The organism is Nisaea sp. (assembly GCF_039990255.1).
GTDB lineage: Bacteria > Pseudomonadota > Alphaproteobacteria > Thalassobaculales > Thalassobaculaceae > Nisaea.
Genome location: NZ_JBDXGG010000004.1, coordinates 647703 through 664321, shown reverse-complemented (window position 1 = coordinate 664321; position 16619 = coordinate 647703). Strand labels below are relative to the sequence as shown.

At 60.8% G+C, this 16619-nt stretch carries 15 protein-coding genes; 6 read left to right on the top strand and 9 right to left on the bottom strand.

The annotated features are described in order from the left end of the window. Positions 1 to 27 precede the first annotated feature (27 nt). On the top strand, positions 28 to 897 hold the full coding sequence (locus ABJ076_RS03870; protein WP_348186165.1) for an MBL fold metallo-hydrolase: 870 nt from the start codon (positions 28 to 30) through the stop codon (positions 895 to 897). Positions 898 to 919: 22 nt separating this feature from the next. Here ABJ076_RS03870 and ABJ076_RS03865 read toward each other — a convergent pair whose 3' ends face one another. From ABJ076_RS03865 to mutM, 9 genes are all read right to left on the bottom strand, one after another. Continuing rightward, positions 920 to 1531 (bottom strand): hypothetical protein, encoded by a 612-nt coding sequence (locus ABJ076_RS03865; RefSeq protein ID WP_348186167.1) that lies wholly within the window; start codon positions 1529 to 1531, stop codon positions 920 to 922. 111 nt (positions 1532 to 1642) lie between these two features. Next, entirely contained in the window at positions 1643 to 4093 is a 2451-nt protein-coding gene (gene gyrB, locus ABJ076_RS03860) for a DNA topoisomerase (ATP-hydrolyzing) subunit B (RefSeq protein WP_348186169.1), read from the bottom strand. 24 nt (positions 4094 to 4117) lie between these two features. Beyond that, complete coding sequence (gene recF, locus ABJ076_RS03855; protein WP_348186171.1) at positions 4118 to 5308, bottom strand: DNA replication/repair protein RecF; 1191 nt, start codon at positions 5306 to 5308, stop codon at positions 4118 to 4120. Positions 5309 to 5376: 68 nt separating this feature from the next. Beyond that, on the bottom strand, positions 5377 to 6495 hold the full coding sequence (gene dnaN / locus ABJ076_RS03850) for a DNA polymerase III subunit beta (protein ID WP_348186173.1): 1119 nt from the start codon (positions 6493 to 6495) through the stop codon (positions 5377 to 5379). Positions 6496 to 6680: 185 nt separating this feature from the next. Beyond that, positions 6681 to 8102, bottom strand: a complete 1422-nt coding sequence (gene dnaA, locus ABJ076_RS03845) for a chromosomal replication initiator protein DnaA (RefSeq protein ID WP_348186175.1) — start codon at positions 8100 to 8102, stop codon at positions 6681 to 6683. A 750-nt stretch (positions 8103 to 8852) separates the two neighbouring features. Continuing rightward, on the bottom strand, positions 8853 to 9119 hold the full coding sequence (rpsT, locus tag ABJ076_RS03840) for a 30S ribosomal protein S20 (RefSeq protein WP_323797962.1): 267 nt from the start codon (positions 9117 to 9119) through the stop codon (positions 8853 to 8855). Between the two features lie 100 nt (positions 9120 to 9219). Then, positions 9220 to 9996 carry an enoyl-CoA hydratase gene (locus ABJ076_RS03835; RefSeq protein WP_323797961.1) on the bottom strand — a complete coding sequence of 259 codons (777 nt, stop codon included), beginning with the start codon at positions 9994 to 9996 and terminating at the stop codon, positions 9220 to 9222. A gap of 49 nt (positions 9997 to 10045) precedes the next feature. Beyond that, a complete protein-coding gene (locus ABJ076_RS03830) occupies positions 10046 to 10447 on the bottom strand; it encodes a hypothetical protein (RefSeq protein ID WP_348186178.1) in 402 nt (133 codons plus the stop codon). A 16-nt stretch (positions 10448 to 10463) separates the two neighbouring features. Next, positions 10464 to 11294 (bottom strand): bifunctional DNA-formamidopyrimidine glycosylase/DNA-(apurinic or apyrimidinic site) lyase, encoded by an 831-nt coding sequence (gene mutM, locus ABJ076_RS03825; RefSeq protein ID WP_348186180.1) that lies wholly within the window; start codon positions 11292 to 11294, stop codon positions 10464 to 10466. Between the two features lie 180 nt (positions 11295 to 11474). On the opposite strand from mutM, the gene ubiE reads away from it, so the two are divergent. The 5 genes from ubiE (at position 11475) to cysK (ending at position 16615) form a co-directional block, all read left to right on the top strand. Further along, complete coding sequence (ubiE, locus tag ABJ076_RS03820; RefSeq protein ID WP_348186182.1) at positions 11475 to 12215, top strand: bifunctional demethylmenaquinone methyltransferase/2-methoxy-6-polyprenyl-1,4-benzoquinol methylase UbiE; 741 nt, start codon at positions 11475 to 11477, stop codon at positions 12213 to 12215. A 6-nt stretch (positions 12216 to 12221) separates the two neighbouring features. Next, positions 12222 to 13769: a 2-polyprenylphenol 6-hydroxylase gene (gene ubiB, locus ABJ076_RS03815; protein WP_348186184.1), complete on the top strand. Its 1548-nt coding sequence runs from the start codon at positions 12222 to 12224 to the stop codon at positions 13767 to 13769. A 103-nt stretch (positions 13770 to 13872) separates the two neighbouring features. Beyond that, on the top strand, positions 13873 to 15078 hold the full coding sequence (coaBC, locus tag ABJ076_RS03810; RefSeq protein ID WP_348186186.1) for a bifunctional phosphopantothenoylcysteine decarboxylase/phosphopantothenate--cysteine ligase CoaBC: 1206 nt from the start codon (positions 13873 to 13875) through the stop codon (positions 15076 to 15078). Next, positions 15075 to 15533, top strand: a complete 459-nt coding sequence (gene dut, locus ABJ076_RS03805; protein WP_348186188.1) for a dUTP diphosphatase — start codon at positions 15075 to 15077, stop codon at positions 15531 to 15533. The genes coaBC and dut overlap by 4 nt, the downstream gene beginning before the upstream one ends. A gap of 122 nt (positions 15534 to 15655) precedes the next feature. Next, entirely contained in the window at positions 15656 to 16615 is a 960-nt protein-coding gene (gene cysK / locus ABJ076_RS03800) for a cysteine synthase A (RefSeq protein ID WP_348186190.1), read from the top strand. Positions 16616 to 16619 lie beyond the last annotated feature (4 nt).

Genomic DNA, 16619 nt, shown 5'->3' with positions numbered 1-16619 from the left:
AAACAAGCCTTTTCCGGGAGAAGTGCCATGGACAACGTGACGAAACCTCTGGTCGAAGGGTTTTTCGACGAGCGAACATCGACCATCACCTATGTCGTGAGCTGCCCGGACACCAAACAGGCGGTCATCATCGATTCAGTGCTTGATTTCGACTCCGCCTCGGGCCGGACCTTCACCGAGAGCACGGACAAGGTGCTCGGCTATATCCGGGACAAGGGCCTGCAGGTGAGCTGGCTGCTCGAGACCCATGCCCATGCCGACCACCTGTCGGGCGCACCCTATATGCGCCGCGAACTCGGGGTTGGCATTGCCATCGGTTCGCACATCAAGGACGTCCGGGACGTCTTCAAACCGGTCTTCAATCTGCAAAACCTGAGCGATGAGCCGAACGAGTTCCAGCATCTCTGGCAGGATGGCGAGACTTTTACAATTGGTCATCTGGACTGCGAAGTGATGCACACGCCGGGTCATACACCGGCTTGTCTGACCTACCGGATCGGCGATGCGCTCTTTGTCGGCGATACGATCTTCATGCCGGATTTCGGCAGTGCCCGCTGCGATTTTCCAGGCGGTGATGCCCGTACCCTCTATCATTCGGTCCAGCGCATCCTGTCACTGCCAGACGATTACCGCATTTTCGTCGGGCATGATTACCAGCCGGGCGGCCGCGAGATTGCCTTTGAGACAACTGTCGCAGAGGAAAAAGCCCGGAGTATCCACTTCAAGGACGGTGCCGACGAGGATAGCTTTGTTGCCATGCGCGAGGCCCGGGACAAAACCCTAGACATGCCGAAGCTCATCCTTCCCGCGATCCAGGTAAATGTCCGGGCCGGACATTTGCCAGAGCCGGAAGAAAACGGCGTGCGCTATCTGAAACTGCCGCTCAACCAGTTCTGAGCGTCGGTGCGCAGCTTCACCATCAGAGCCCAAGGGCAACACGGCGTTGTTCGTATTCCATCTGGTCGATGTCACCGCGCAGAAACAAGTCCATCAATCCCTTCAGCCCATCCCGTGCAACGGGATCAACGGATTGCGATGCTGCGGTCGAGGAAACAAGAGGTGCGACGGTGTGAGTGACAGGTGCGACCCTACCATTGTCGACAAGTTTTGATTCGACCGGATTGCCCTCACTGTCAAACTTTGCCTTATATTCAGCCTCAACGGCCGGAATATCGAGCGCCGTCTGCACTCTGCATGCCCTTTGATCCGCATAGCGAACCAACGCCTTATTGCGGATCTCCAGAGCGGCAAGCTCCTTGCCAGGAGCATCTTTTAAATCCAGCGCGGCCAACGCCGGCCAGAAAAGCAGGATTCCAACCGCGCCAACCATGAAGTTGCGGCCCTGTCGATCATGCCCTTCGACAACACGCGAACGCATTGCATCGTTGTTCCGCCCTATTTCCCGATCAAGCTCGGAACAGGTCAATTGATCGTCCTGCCGGGTAAATTCGGCAACAGTGACAGCTTCCCTACCGGCGCAGGCCGACAGAGATAGCGCGAGGCACAAAGCCACGGCACTTCGATGCAACATAGGTTTCCCCAACGTCCCCCAACACGAGTCAGTCACAAGCCTAGCCGCGACAATAATCACGGGCAATAGCTGAGAAAGCCTCTCGCGTTAGACGGTCTCCAGGGCCGCCGGTCAGATATCGAGATTAGCCACCTTCAGCGCATTCTCCTGGATGAACAAGCGGCGTGGCTCGACCACATCGCCCATCAGGGTGGAGAAGATTTCCTGCGCCTCGTCCAGATGGTCGACCCGGACCTGTAGCAAGGTGCGCTGATTGACATCGAGGGTGGTTTCCCAAAGCTGATCCGGGTTCATCTCGCCGAGACCTTTATAGCGGTTCACGGTGAGGCCCTTGCGGCCGCTTTCCTGGATCGCTTCGATCAATGCGATCGGGCCATGGATTGGCCGTTCCGCATCTTTCATCAGCAAAGTTGCGCCGTTGCCGAAGGTCCCGGCCAACTCGTCGGCCAGGCCGCTAAGGCGGCGGGCCTCAGGGGTCCGGACCTGCATCTGATCGATCCGGTACCGCTCGGTCACGCCTCGCAGGGTGCGCTCGAACACCAGCTCGATATTGTCCGCATCGAAATGGCCCGTCCAGCCGCGCTCGATATCCTCGGAAAGCGCATCAAGCCGCTCGGCTATGCTGGCAGCTGTTTTACTGGCACGCTCGGAATCGGCCAGTAATTCCGGACTCAGTGCACCGGCAATCGCACATTGCTCGACCACGAAGGCGGAACCGATGCGGCGCACCAGCGGCTCGATCAGGGTCTTTGCGTCCCGTGCCTGTTCCGCCATCCGCTCCAGATCCGGGCCGAGAATCTGGGCTCCGTCGGCGAGCTTCAGGGTAACCCCGTCAATGCCATTGTTGATCAGGTACGCTTCCAACTCCCGATCGTCCTTCAGATAGGTCTCTGAACTGCCCTTCTTGGCACGGTATAGAGGCGGCTGGGCGATATAGAGATGGCCGCGTTCAACCAGTTCCGGCATTTGCCGGAAGAAGAATGTGAGAAGCAGGGTCCGGATGTGACTGCCATCCACGTCGGCGTCAGTCATGATGATGATTTTGTGATAACGCAGTTTGTCGGCGTTGAATTCTTCCGAGCCGATGCTGGTGCCAAGCGCGGCGATGATCGTTCCGATTTCCTGGCTGGACAGCATCTTGTCGAAGCGGGCGCGCTCCACGTTCAGGATCTTGCCGCGCAACGGCAGGATGGCCTGTGTCTTGCGGTCACGCGCCTGTTTGGCGGAGCCGCCGGCGCTGTCACCCTCAACGAGGAAGACTTCGCAGAGCGACGGATCTCGCTCCTGACAATCAGCCAGCTTACCCGGCAGGTTGGCGATATCCAGCGCGCCCTTGCGGCGGGTCAACTCACGTGCCTTACGGGCGGCTTCCCGCGCCGCTGCGGCTTCGTATGCCTTTGAGACGATCTTCTTGCCGTCCTGCGGATGTTCCTCGAACCATTGCTGCAACCGCTCGCCCAGGATCGACTCGACCACCGGCCGGACCTCGGAGGAAACCAGTTTGTCCTTGGTCTGGGATGAGAACTTCGGGTCCGGAACCTTCACTGACAAGACGCAGGTGAGACCCTCGCGGGCATCGTCACCGCTGAGCTGCGTCTTTTCCTTTTTCGCGATCCCACTTTCTTGCGCGTAAGCATTGATCGTCCGGGTCATGGCCCCACGGAAACCGGCAAGGTGCGTACCGCCATCGCGCTGCGGGATGTTGTTGGTAAAGCAGAGCGTGTTCTCGTGGTAGCTATCGGTCCACTGCATCGCGACTTCGACAGTGATCCCATCGCGCTCGCCGGAGACCACGATCGACTCGTGCAGCGGGCTGTGGTTGCGGTCGAGATAATCGACGAAGGCCTTTAGGCCACCCTCGTAGAACAGGTCAACGGCAACCTCTTCCGCCTCGCGTTTGTCGCTCAGCAGCACGTGCACGCCGGAATTCAGGAAGGCCAGTTCGCGCAGCCGGTGCTCCAGGGTCTTGAAGTCGAACACTGTCTTGGTGAAGGTCTCGCTGGAGGGCAGGAATGTTATCTCCGTGCCCTTCTTGCCGTTCGCCGGACCAACCACGGCCAGCGGCGCCTCGACTTCGCCGTGGCGGAAGCGGACCACATATTCTGTGTCGTTACGCCAGATCCGGAGCTCAAGGCTTTCAGAAAGTGCGTTCACGACCGAGACACCGACCCCGTGCAGGCCGCCGGAGACCTTGTAGGAGTTCTGGTCGAACTTACCGCCGGCATGGAGCTGGGTCATGATGACCTCAGCGGCGGAGACACCTTCCTCGGCATGGATATCGACCGGGATACCGCGCCCGTTATCGGTGACCGTCGCCGATCCGTCAGCATTCAGGGTAACCGTCACCAGATCGCAATGCCCGGCGAGCGCTTCATCGATGGCGTTATCGACCACCTCGTAAACCATATGATGCAAACCAGAGCCATCATCGGTGTCTCCGATATACATGCCCGGCCGCTTCCGGACCGCATCGAGACCGCGCAGGACTTTGATCGACTCGGCGCCGTATTCAGCGTCTTCGCCTGTCACGCCGTTCTGTTCCGGAAGATCATCTTGTGCCATGTCGGCTCCTAGTCCTTCAGGTGATCAATCGGCCCGCACTTCACCGTCTTCAACGGCAAAGAACTGGCCAGCGCCCTCAAGGGACGCGAATAGCGCACGGTCAGTGCCGGTCATCCAGACCTGCCCGCCGAGCGCGAGGAGAATATCGTAAAGCGCAGCCCGCCGCCCGCTGTCGAGATGGGCTGCCACCTCGTCCAGCAGAAGCACGGGAACCGCACCGGTTTCATCAGCACCCAACCTTGCATGGCCGAGCACAATGGCAATCAACAGCGCTTTCTGCTCACCTGTGGAGCAGTGCGGCGCCATCATGCCCTTGATCATATGCCGGACCTCGAGGTCGCTACGATGCGGGCCAGGAACGGGAGCCGGCTCGCTGCCATCAAGGCGCCGGGCAGCTTCCAGCCGCGCCTTCAGCTCGTCCTCGACCGCTAGCGCCGGACGGCTGGCGATCTCCGTCTCCACATAACCGTCAAGCGAGAGTTCAGCACCCGGAAACGGGCCTGAGTCTGTCATCGTCACCGCATTCAGCCGCGCCACCAGCCCCGAACGGGCAGCCGCGATGGCGACCGCCTTTTCGGCAATTGATTCTTCAAGTGCCGCGAACCAGGCAGGATCCCGTGTCCCGTTCCGCAGCAACCTCGCCCGTTCGCGCAGAGCGTGGGTATAGGCATTCACCCGCGTCGCATGATCAGGATCAAAGGCATAAACCAGCCGGTCCAGAAAACGCCGGCGGTTCGAAGAACCCTCGATAAACAACCGGTCCATCTGTGGCGTCAGCCAGGAAACAGCCAGATGCTCGGCCAGTACGGTCTGGCTCTTCGCCGGAACACCGTCGATCCGAACCAGACGTTTCTCGCCACCGTCACGGCCGGTGCCTTCAGGCCCCGGATCGCGCCCGGTGCCGATCTGCACGTACCCAATCATCCCGCCGACCTCAGCCGAAACGGCCCAGGCAGCGTTATTTCCATCGGCAGCGACCCGTCCAACTTCTGAAATCCTGGCCCGCCGCAAACCACGGCCCGGCGTCAGAAAAGAGACCGCTTCAAGCAGGTTGGTCTTGCCGGCACCATTCGGCCCGGTCAGCACGATCGCCGAAGACGAAACATCCATTCGGGCCGAGGTATAATTGCGGAACGCGGTCACGGACAAGCGGTTGACGCGCGGCGAGGCCCGTCCGGTGCTGGTCGGCACCGGTGCGGGCGTCGTTCGGGACATGTCCGTGTTTCGCAATGCGTTCAACATTTCCGTTCGTGCTGGCCTCGTGACCCGGGACAGAGCCGTCCTCAGACGCGCATCGGCATCAGCACGTAAAGCGCGCTTTCATCATCCTGGTCTAGGATGATCGTCGGCGAAGCCTGATCGGCAAGTTGAAAGATCGCTTTCTCACCCTCAATCTGACCGGTGATATCCAGGAGATATTTGGAATTGAAGCCGATCTCGATATCACTTGCGCTGTAATCGACCTCGACCTCTTCCTGAGCGGTACCATTATCGGGACTGCTGGCGGAAAGGGTCAGCTGACCACTTGTGACCGCAAGCTTCACCGACCGCGACTTTTCGGTCGAAATCGTTGCCACTCGATCCACCGCTTCGGAGAAGCGCTGCCGGTCGACATGAAGCATCTTGTCGTTTCCGCTCGGGATCACCCGCTCATAATCCGGGAACGTACCATCGATCAATTTGGTGGTAACCACCGTGTCCTCAAAGGAAACCCGCAGCTTGGTATCGGAAAGCGAGATGGTGACGTCACCGTCAGCGCCATCGATCAGCTTGCGGACCTCATTCACCGCCTTGCGCGGCACGATGACACCGGGCATTTCCGCCGCGCCTTCGGGCAGCGGCATCTGCACCCGGGCGAGACGGTGACCGTCTGTCGCCACAGCGCGCAGCACCTTGACGCCGTCGGCTTCCGCCGCATGCAGGAAGATACCGTTCAGGTAATAGCGGGTCTCCTCGGTGGAGATCGCGAACCGGGTCCGGTCGATCAGCATGCAGGCATCTGCCGCGCTGACGAGAAAACTGTTCGGCAGTGCATCGCCGCTGAGCGCAGGAAACTCCTCCGGCATCAGGGCGGGCAGCGAGAAATTGGAGCGGCCGGCACGGATCGTAACCCGACTGACATCGCCGGACGCGGCGAGCTCTACATCCGATCCATCGGGCAGCTTGCGCACAATGTCGTAAAGGGTATGGGCTGGCACCGTTACGACACCAGGTTCCGACACGTCGCAGGCCACGGATTCGACAATATCCATATCCATATCGGTCGTGCTCAGACTGAGCCGACCGTCAACGGCCTTTAACAGCACGTTTGACAGGATCGGGATTGTATTCCGACGTTCCACAACACTTTGGACATGTCCGAGAGGCTTAAGCAAAGCCGCGCGATCAATAACGATTTTCATATTCTTCTACTTATCGCCTGGAAAGTTGATCCCCCAATCGCCGACCCAGCGGCGAGCGAGCGCCTCCGCGTAAGACAAGCGCATGAAACTATAGCACAAGTGCATGGCGGTTGCGGTAGTTTCAAGGGCAAAAAAGTTCGCGCTGCTGACCCTTTATGATCGACACTCGCGCGGGGCCCGAAAGATCACGATTCAAGCATGCGCCGAAGCAGATCGACATCGTCGTTGAACTGCTTGTCCAGGCCGCGCAGCTCCTCGATTTTTCGCACGGCATGCAGCACCGTCGTGTGGTCGCGTCCGCCGAATTTCCGGCCTATATCCGGCAGTGACTGGGAGGTCAGCTGCTTAGACAGATACATGGCGACCTGCCGAGGCCGGGCAATCGCGCGGGACCGGCGGGCCGAGTGCATTTCGGAAAGCCGAATCTGGAAATGGTTCGCGACCTGGCGCTGGATCTCCTCGACCGTGACCCGGCGATCATTGGCCCGCAGCAAATCGACCAGAACTTCCTGGGTCATCTCCAGCGAGATCTCCCGACCGACCAGCGTCGAATGGGCAACAATCCTGTTCAACGCACCTTCAAGCTCGCGAACGTTGGAAGAAATTTTGTGAGACAGAAACTCAAGCACCTTCTCCGGCATCTCGACACCGAGGCGCTCGGCCTTGGACTGCATGATGCCAAGACGCAGCTCGTAGTTGGTCGGATGGATATCCGCTACCAAACCCCAGCCGAGGCGCGACCGCAGCCGCTCTTCCATGCCTTCGAGATCGGTCGGCGACTTGTCCGCGGAGATCACCACCTGACGGTTCTGGTCCACCAGCGCGTTGAAGGTGTGGAAGAACTCTTCCTGGGTTGAGTCCTTGCCGCTGATGAACTGCACATCGTCGATCATCAGCAGATCAACCGAACGGAACTGCTCCTTGAAAGCAACCGTGTCGCGGAAACGCAACGCGCGGATGAACTGGTACATGAATTTTTCGGCGGACAGATAGATCACACGCCGGTTCGGGTGCCTCTGCCGGACATGCCAGGCGATGGCATGCATGAGGTGGGTCTTACCAAGACCGACCCCGCCATAAAGGAACAGCGGATTGAACGGCACGGTCTCGCTCTCGGCGACCCGGCGCGCTGCGGCAAAAGCCAATTCGTTCGGTTTGCCGACAACGAAATTATCGAACGTAAAGCGGGGATCCAGAGGCGCCTCGAAGTCCGGACGCTCCTCCGACCCGGAGAATCCGTGAACAGCGGGTGCTTTGAGCGCGGCGGTGCTCCGCACCGGCTCGGCCACACCGGCCTCCAACGCGGCATCCGCAGACTCGTCGCGGCTGCTCTCAGACCTGCCGCGACTCGATGCAAAGATAGCGATGGATTGAACATCGGGATGTTCGACCGACCAGATGGCCCGCAGCCGATCGGAATATTGCGAGCGGACACGGTCGCGAACAAAGGGGCTCGGCGCCCGCATGATCGCCGTGCCTTCATCGATACCTTCGAAGGTCAGTGGCTTCAGCCAGTTCCGGAAAACCGCATCACCCAGTTCTGTCCGGAGTCTGCCTCGCACACGCGCCCAACACAGCTCGTGATCGCTCGAAATACCGGCTGTCATGTCCTGACCCCCGGCGACCGTTCGTTGCGGCCCGGATTCACCCCACACATTCAAACCTCTTCTCGACCCCTTCTCCTGCACGATTCTGGTCATCTCAGAGCCCCATCCGATGTAACGACCAGCCGGCCGGAAAATTCACGTTCCGGACACAGCTTCCCCAGAGGAAATCGCCCCGCGATTTCTTGCACTCTTCGGGCTGTGCGAAATAAATCTTTAGAAACGCTTAAGGTTTTACTTGGCTCTCTTTCCGAAAGCCCTGTCGAACCGCAGCGTTAATCGAATACCAAGCCTGAAGTTTTCAATAATCGTTTTCATTTTTTCTTAAACTCCGGCTCGGCAGTAGGAAGTCAAACTACCCAAGTGCATTTCGGTGCGCAACCGTGACTCTATCCAAAATGACGATTTTTTTTCGCCTAAACCGCTGATCTTTTCCTTGACAGAATCAATCTCTACTTTGAATCAACGCCTTGAATTCCGTCCTTCAAAGATGACATTGCCTTTGCATTCCACCTATCGGAAAGACACCCCTAATCTACTGAATTTATTGTAATTTTCATAAATCCCAGTCGCTCAGATCGCTCTCACCACAAAATTTAGACGGTCTTTTTGCTGCAAAATTTCAATAAAAATGTAACCAAAGAATGACGAGGGTTTCACGCGTACCAACGCCGTACCGAAGGCCGAAACAAGCAAAAGCCGCAACCCAGAAGGTGCGGCTTCCACTTAAAATATTCGTCAGGACGTCCGTTGTTAGGCGGAGATCGCCTTGATCCGGGCAGAGAGACGCGACAGCTTGCGCGACACGGTGTTCCGATGAAGTACACCCTTGGTCACCCCACGCTGCATTTCCGGCTGCGCTGCTTTGAACGCGGCCTGAGCGACTTCCTTGTCCCCACTGTCGATCGCCAGCTCGACCTTCTTGACGAAGGTACGAATACGGCTGATCCGGGCGTGGTTCATAACCCGACGCCGGTCATTACGGCGAATACGTTTTTTGGCAGACTGATGTTGCGCCATTTGCTTCTAATCCCAGCTCGATGCGCGGAAATTCAAGAGGGCGGCTTATAGACGAGAGTCCCTCGTCGCGTCAACCGCGTAAATCCGACTGATTTGAGAATCAGCGGTTCTTGAAACTAGGCTGCCGCTTTTCCGCAAATGCCGACATCCCTTCTTTCTGGTCTTCGGTCGCGAAGGTGGCATGGAACAGCCGCCGTTCGAAGTTGATACCTTCGGCCAGTGTGGTCTCGTAGGATCGGTTGACCGCCTCTTTCGCCATAAACACCGACGGACGCGAGAGAGAGGCAATCTTGCCCGCCACCTTGAGGGCTTCGTCCAGCAGATCAGCAGCCGGAACGACGCGGCTCACAAGTCCCGCACGCTCCGCTTCCTCTGCGTCCATCATGCGACCGGTCAGGCACATTTCCATGGCCTTGGACTTGCCGACGAAACGGGTCAGACGTTGCGTGCCGCCGGCACCCGGGATCGTTCCGATGGTGATTTCCGGCTGGCCGAACTTCGCCGTGTCGGCTGCGAGGATGAAATCGCACATCATCGCCACCTCGCAGCCACCTCCAAGCGCGTAACCGGAAACCGCGGCGATCACCGGCTTGCGGCAATCGGTCAGGTCTTCCCAGCCGCTGGTGATGAAATCCTGGCTGAACACATCGGTGAAGCTCTTGCTCTGCATCTCCTTGATGTCGGCGCCAGCGGCGAAAGCCTTCTCGCTGCCAGTCAGCACCATGCAGCCGACCTCGTCATCCGCCTCGAAATCGGCGAGCGCCTTGCTCAGCTCCGCCATCAGCGGACTGGACAGGGCATTCAGCGCCTTAGGCCGGTTCAGGGTAATGAGGCCGACGGCCCCCTTCTTCTCAACCAGAATGTTTTCATATGCCATCGGATCGCTCCTATTCATCCGTTGCGCGCCGGCGGGACAAGCCCGCCGGTCATCTAGGCAATAAGGAATACCGGACCAGCGTATCCTCGCCGTCCGGTGTGAAGTCCAGCGTCAGGCTCTCCCCCTCGCGCTGGTAGGTATTCTCGTCCGCCCTGGTCCAGCCGAGCTGGCCGAGGGTCTCCGCATAAAAAGACTGAATCCCGGCAACGGGCACAGGACCGCGAGCGAAGGCAACCACGATCCGTCCGCTGGCGGCATCGAATGCCAGCGAGGCGTCTGGTATCTGCTCAAGTCCGGGCATCAGGGGCAGGTCGGCAAAGCCCTCCACAAAGCCGTCCGCCGCCAATCCTGCCCGTCCAGATGCCAGCAGCAGAACCAAGACAAACACTCTGACTAGGAGCCGAAGCGCCCGGAGTACGGACCCGCGCTTGTTGTTTTGCCGGATAGACATAATGGCAGCTTCTACCTCACCGCTGGCAGCGTGGACAATAGAAAGTGGATCGGCCGGACTGGACAATACGGCGGATCGGCCCGTGACCGGGCTCCACCGGGCATGTCGCCCCCTCGCGGTCATAGACGGCGAATTCATGCTGGAAATAGCCAAGCTCCCCGTCCGGCCGGGCATGATCCCGAAGCGTGGAGCCACCAGCACGGATCGCAGCCAGCAACACTTCCCGGATATCCCCCGCCAGCCGTTCGGCCCGCGCACCCTGCACGTTGGTGGCCTTGCGCAAGGGGGAGATCCCGGAACGAAAAAGCGCTTCGGAAACATAGATATTGCCGAGCCCCGCGACGACCTTCTGATCCAGCAAAGCTGCCTTGATCGGCGTCTGCTTGCCTTTCAGGGCGGCGGCCAGCGACGGGCCGTTAAAGGCATTCGAAAGCGGCTCCGGCCCCATCCCGGCGAAGTGCTTATGAGCCGGAAGTTCGGCCTCCGCTGCGAGATCCATCGAGCCGAACCGGCGCTGATCGTTGAACCGGATCACGGTGCCGTCCTCTGTGGTAAAAACGACATGGTCGTGCCGGTCAAACTCAGCAGGGCGGGTCTCTTCGATCGTGACCCGGCCCGACATGCCGAGATGCCAGATCAGCACCGTGCCGTCTTCCATATGGACGAGCATGTATTTTGCCCGCCGCGACATGCTTGCGACCCGCCGACCTTCGAGCCGGGCAACGAAATCCTCTGGAAACGGCCAGCGCAGATCCGGCCGACGCTGCTCCACACGCGCCAGCCGCTTACCCTCCATGAAGGGCTGCAGGCCGCGCATCACGGTTTCCACCTCGGGCAGTTCCGGCACGCCATACTCCTTCGTTTCCGTATCTTGTTTCTCTGTACGGGAGCGGGCAGGTATCGGCAAGCGCGACCGGATGACACCGGACGACCATTGCTTCTCCTGTTGGATTGCCGCTCACTCTGGGCTAGATCACGGGTGGGGCGTTTCTTGGGATCGCCCCTGACCGGCAGCGGGATTTGCGCGATGACTGAGAACGCCACCACTCATTTCGGCTTCAAGGATGTGCCTGTCGGCGAGAAAGCCGGGCTTGTCCGCGAGGTTTTCGACTCGGTCGCCGGACGCTACGACCTGATGAACGACCTGATGAGCCTCGGCATCCACCGGCTCTGGAAGGCCGCGCTGATGGACTGGGTGGCACCGCGCCCGGATCTCACCCTGCTGGACGTCGCCGGCGGCACCGGCGATATCGCCTTCCGCTACCGGAAGCGCGGCGGCGGACCGGTCATTGTCTGCGATATCAATGAAGCGATGCTCACCGTCGGCCGCGAGCGGGCGGCGGAAAACGGCATCGAGGATCTGACTTGGGCCGTCGGCAATGCCGAGATGCTGCCGATCGAAAGCAATTCGGTCGATCTTTATACCATCGCCTTCGGCCTTCGGAACGTCACCGATATCGACGCCGCCCTGCGCGACGCGCGGCGCGTGCTGAAGCCGGGCGGGCGCTTCCTGTGTCTCGAATTCAGCCGCCTCGCCCTGCCGGCGCTCGACCCGGTTTATGATTTCTATTCCTTCAAGGTGCTCCCAGAAATCGGCGCCCGTGTCGCTGACGACCGCGACGCCTATCTATATCTCGCCGAGAGCATCCGGAAATTCCCCGATCAGGAGCGCTTCGTTGACCGGATCGAGGCCGCCGGCTTCGGACGCATCCGGTACCGCAACCTCTCCGGCGGTATCGCAGCCATCCACTCCGCCTGGAAGATCTGATTAGATATGTGGCGCGCTCTTCGTAACCTCGTCCGTCTTTGCCGTTCGGCCTGGATTCTCTCCCGGTACGGGGCCCTGGAGCCGCTCGCCAACATTCCGCAAGCACCAGCGCTCGCCTTTGCCGCGCGCTTCGTGCTGCTGTTTCGGGACCGGCGCTATGACCGGCTGCGCCCAGGGGAGCGACTGGCGGCAGCCCTCAGCGCCCTCGGCCCCAGCTTTATCAAATTCGGTCAGTCCCTTGCCACACGGTCCGATCTGATCGGCGAGGAGCAGGCGCACGACCTTTCCCGCCTGCAGGACCGCCTGAAGCCCTTCCCGGTCGCCGTCGCCAAACAGACACTTGAGGAAGAGCTCGGCCGTCCCATCGACGAGGTGTTCAGCAGCTTCGACGAGAAACCGGTCGCCGCCGCGTCCATCGCCCAGGTGCATTTCGCTGTCACCACCGACGGCGAGGAAGTCGCGGTCAAGATCCTCCGGCCCGATATCGAGAAACGGTTCGCCCGCGACCTTGATCTGTTTCACTGGATCGCAGAGCTGCTGGAAGAGCACTGGCCCTGGATCCGCCGCCTGAAGCCGGTCGAGGTCATCGAACTTTTCGCCGAATCCGTCGAGATGGAGATGGATCTCCGCATGGAGGCCGCCGCCGCGTCCGAGCTCGCCGAGAATTTCGCCGATGATCCGGGCTTCCGGGTACCTCTGGTCAACTGGAGCCGGACCACCGCTAGGGTGATGACCATAGAACGGGTGCACGGCACGCGGATCGACGATCTGGAGACACTGATAGAACAGGGTCTGGAGCCGACCGAGATCCTGCGCCGAGCCGCCACCGCCTTCTTCAATCAGGTGTTCCGCGACGGCTTCTTCCATGCCGACATGCATCCGGGCAACGCTTTCGTGGACGCCGAGGGCCGCGTCGTGCCCGTCGATTTCGGCATCATGGGACGGCTGGACCAGAAGACCCGCTATTTCCTCGCCGATATGCTGACCGGCTTTATTACCGGCGATTACCGCAAGGTCGCCGAGGTGCATTTCCGGGCCGGTTACGTGCCCGCACACAAGAGTATCGACGCCTTCACCCAGGCCTGCCGCTCCATCGGCGAGCCACTGCTCGGCCGGCCACTGCACGAGATTTCCGTCGCCCGCCTGCTGGCCCAGCTGTTCCGGATCACCGAGCAGTTCGAGATGGAAACCCAACCCCAGCTTCTGCTGTTGCAGAAGACCATGGTTGTGGCGGAAGGCGTCGGCCGGACGCTTAATCCCGAGGTTAATATGTGGGAGCTACCCCGGCCGATGATCCAGGACTGGATGCTGGAGCATCGCGGTCCCCAGGCTCGGATCAGGGAAGCCGCCTCCCACGCCATCGCCCTTGCCGAACGGTTGCCGCAGATGGTCGAGACCGCCGACAAGGTCATGGGCTCGCTGACCGAGGGCGGGGTTAAGCTCCACCCCGATACCGTTGCCCGCTTCGCCGAGGAGAGCGCGAAGCGCCGCCGCTCCTTCTGGCCGGTCTGGCTGGCGCTCGCAATCGCTGTCGCGGCACTGCTCTTCGGCTGATTAAGTCAGGATGAGAGCAAGGCATTAGCGTGCCGACATCTTGCCACCGCCCCAGACCGGACCTAGAGTCCGCCGCGACAACTGATTTCAAGAGGATAGGCTTATGGCCTCCGGCAAACGGGTTCTGCTGATCGTCGGCGGCGGCATTGCCGCCTATAAGGCGCTGGAGCTGGTGCGGTTGCTGCGCAAGCGCGGTATTGCCGTGCGCGCGGTGCTGACCAAGGCGGGCGAGGAATTCGTCACGCCGCTCAGCCTGTCGGCGCTGACCGAAGACAAGGTCTATAAAGATCTCTTCTCCCTCACAGACGAGGCGGAGATGGGGCATATCCAGCTTTCCCGTTCCGCCGACCTGATCGTCGTTGCACCTGCCACGGCCGACCTGCTGGCTAAGATGCGGGCCGGGCTGGCGGGCGATCTGGCCTCCACCCTGCTGCTGGCGACCGACACGCCCGTGCTGGCCGCCCCGGCGATGAATGTCCGGATGTGGACCCATGCGGCGACGCAGGAGAACGTAGACGTATTGGCCGAGCGAGGCATTTCCTTCATCGGGCCTGACGAGGGCGACATGGCCTGCGGTGAATTCGGGCCGGGGCGCATGGCCGAACCGGCGGCAATTGCCGAGGCCGTCGCGGCGCAGCTCGACCCGGCGGCAAAACCTCTGGCGGGCAAACGCGCCGTTGTCACCAGCGGGCCGACATATGAGCCGATCGACCCGGTGCGCTATATCGCCAACCGGTCTTCCGGCAAGCAGGGCCATGCCATTGCGGCAGCGCTTGCAGCGGCAGGTGCAGAGGTGACGCTGGTGACGGGCCCGACGCGCGAGCCCGATCCGGCAGGCGTCACCGTCCGGCATATCGAGACAGCGCGGCAGATGCTGGCCGGGGTTGAAGCCGCCCTGCCCGCCGATATTGCCGTCTTCGCCGCCGCCGTCGCCGACTGGCGGATGGCCGAGGAAGCGACACAGAAGCTGAAGAAGAATGGCAGCGGGGATATACCGGCGCTCTCCATGACGGAAAACCCAGACATCCTGAAGACGGTTTCTGGGCTCGACGGCAAACGGCCCGCGCTGGTCATTGGTTTCGCTGCCGAAACGGAAAACGTCATCCCGCACGCCACCGAGAAACGTGCCCGCAAGGGCTGCGACTGGATCCTGGCCAACGATGTCAGCCCGGCGACGGGCACCTTCGGCGGGGATGCCAACACCATTCACCTGATCACCGGGGACGGCGCCGAGGATTGGCCCACCCTGACCAAGAAAGAGGTGGCGACAAAGCTCGCCGCCCGCATCACGGAGCATTTCACGGCATGACTACCGCCACTGTTGACGTCCGCGTCCGCCACCTGCCGCACGGCGCCGATCTTCCGCTGCCGGAATACCAGACGCCCGACAGCGCCGGCATGGATCTGATGGCCGCGATTTCCGAGGATGTCATTCTTGCGCCGGGCGAGCGCGCACTGATTCCGACCGGCCTGTCCATTGCCCTGCCGCCGGGTTTCGAGGCTCAGGTGCGGCCACGCTCCGGCCTCGCCCTGCGCAACGGCGTGACCCAGGTGAACACACCCGGCACGATCGATGCGGATTATCGTGGTGAGATCGGCGTTATCCTGATCAATCACGGCCAGGTACCTTTCACCGTGACCCGTGGCATGCGCATCGCCCAGATGCTGGTCGCCCCGGTGATCCAGGCGCGCTGGCAGGAAGTCGAAGAGCTGGACGAGACGGCGCGCGGAAGCGGCGGCTTCGGCTCCACCGGTACCGGTTAGGCGCGACTAAACGGGCGCTGGCGCGCGAACACGCACACACTTGTTCCTTACCGACCGTTTAAGAGCCGGGCGGGATTGACCAGCTTGAGCAGGACAGGACATCCCCGAGGGAGGACCATCAGATGAGCGCAACCGAATTCCGCGGAAAAATCTACGACAGCATTCTCGATACGATTGGCGGCACACCTCTCGTCCGCGTGTCCAAGCTGGCAGCGGCCAAGGGCGTCAAGGCGGACATCCTTGCCAAGCTCGAATTCTTCAATCCGCTGGCCTCGGTAAAGGACCGGATCGGCAAGGCGATGATCGAGGCGGCCGAAGCCTCCGGAGAGCTGAAACCCGGCGCCACCATTATCGAGCCGACAAGCGGCAATACAGGCATCGGTCTTGCCTTCGTGGCGGCTGCCAAGGGCTACAAGCTCATCCTGACCATGCCGGAATCCATGTCGATCGAGCGCCGCAAGATGCTGGCGTTCCTCGGCGCCGAAATCGTGCTGACAGAAGCGCCTCTCGGCATGAAAGGAGCCATCGCGAAGGCAGAAGAACTGGCGGCGCAGACTCCGAATTCCTACATGCCGCAGCAGTTTGCGAACCCGGCTAACCCGGATATCCACGTCCGCACCACAGCGGAGGAAATCTGGACGGATACCGATGGCGACATCGACGCTTTCGTCTCAGGTATTGGCACCGGCGGTACCATCACGGGCGCCGGCGGCGTCCTGAAGCAGCGGAATCCGAAGCTCCAGGTCGTCGCGGTCGAGCCGGAAGCCAGCCCGGTGCTGTCCGGTGGCAGCCCGGCGCCGCACAAAATCCAGGGGATCGGTGCCGGTTTCGTGCCGGAAATCCTCGACACAAAGATCTATGACGAGATCATCAAGGTCAGCAACGAGGCCGCGATCGAGACGAGCCGCGAGGCGGCTCGCATTGAGGGTCTCCCGGCTGGCATTTCCTCCGGAGCCGCCCTTGCCGCCGCCTTCGAAGTCGGCAAGCGCCCGGAAATGGAAGGCAAGCGGATCGTCGTTATTATCCCGAGCTTTGCCGAACGCTACCTCTCGACCGCCCTGTTCGAGGGCCTCGGGGAATAAGCGA

Excerpts from the sequence above, each read along its gene's own strand:
- ABJ076_RS03870 (WP_348186165.1), top strand. The coding sequence starts at position 28 with ATGGACAACGTGACGAAACCTCTGGTCGAAGGGTTTTTCGACGAGCGA.
- ABJ076_RS03865 (WP_348186167.1), bottom strand. The coding sequence starts at position 1,531 with ATGTTGCATCGAAGTGCCGTGGCTTTGTGCCTCGCGCTATCTCTGTCG.
- gyrB (WP_348186169.1), bottom strand. The coding sequence starts at position 4,093 with ATGGCACAAGATGATCTTCCGGAACAGAACGGCGTGACAGGCGAAGAC.
- recF (WP_348186171.1), bottom strand. The coding sequence starts at position 5,308 with ATGTCCCGAACGACGCCCGCACCGGTGCCGACCAGCACCGGACGGGCC.
- dnaN (WP_348186173.1), bottom strand. The coding sequence starts at position 6,495 with ATGAAAATCGTTATTGATCGCGCGGCTTTGCTTAAGCCTCTCGGACAT.
- dnaA (WP_348186175.1), bottom strand. The coding sequence starts at position 8,102 with ATGACAGCCGGTATTTCGAGCGATCACGAGCTGTGTTGGGCGCGTGTG.
- rpsT (WP_323797962.1), bottom strand. The coding sequence starts at position 9,119 with ATGGCGCAACATCAGTCTGCCAAAAAACGTATTCGCCGTAATGACCGG.
- ABJ076_RS03835 (WP_323797961.1), bottom strand. The coding sequence starts at position 9,996 with ATGGCATATGAAAACATTCTGGTTGAGAAGAAGGGGGCCGTCGGCCTC.
- ABJ076_RS03830 (WP_348186178.1), bottom strand. The coding sequence starts at position 10,447 with ATGTCTATCCGGCAAAACAACAAGCGCGGGTCCGTACTCCGGGCGCTT.
- ubiE (WP_348186182.1), top strand. The coding sequence starts at position 11,475 with ATGACTGAGAACGCCACCACTCATTTCGGCTTCAAGGATGTGCCTGTC.
- ubiB (WP_348186184.1), top strand. The coding sequence starts at position 12,222 with ATGTGGCGCGCTCTTCGTAACCTCGTCCGTCTTTGCCGTTCGGCCTGG.
- coaBC (WP_348186186.1), top strand. The coding sequence starts at position 13,873 with ATGGCCTCCGGCAAACGGGTTCTGCTGATCGTCGGCGGCGGCATTGCC.
- dut (WP_348186188.1), top strand. The coding sequence starts at position 15,075 with ATGACTACCGCCACTGTTGACGTCCGCGTCCGCCACCTGCCGCACGGC.
- cysK (WP_348186190.1), top strand. The coding sequence starts at position 15,656 with ATGAGCGCAACCGAATTCCGCGGAAAAATCTACGACAGCATTCTCGAT.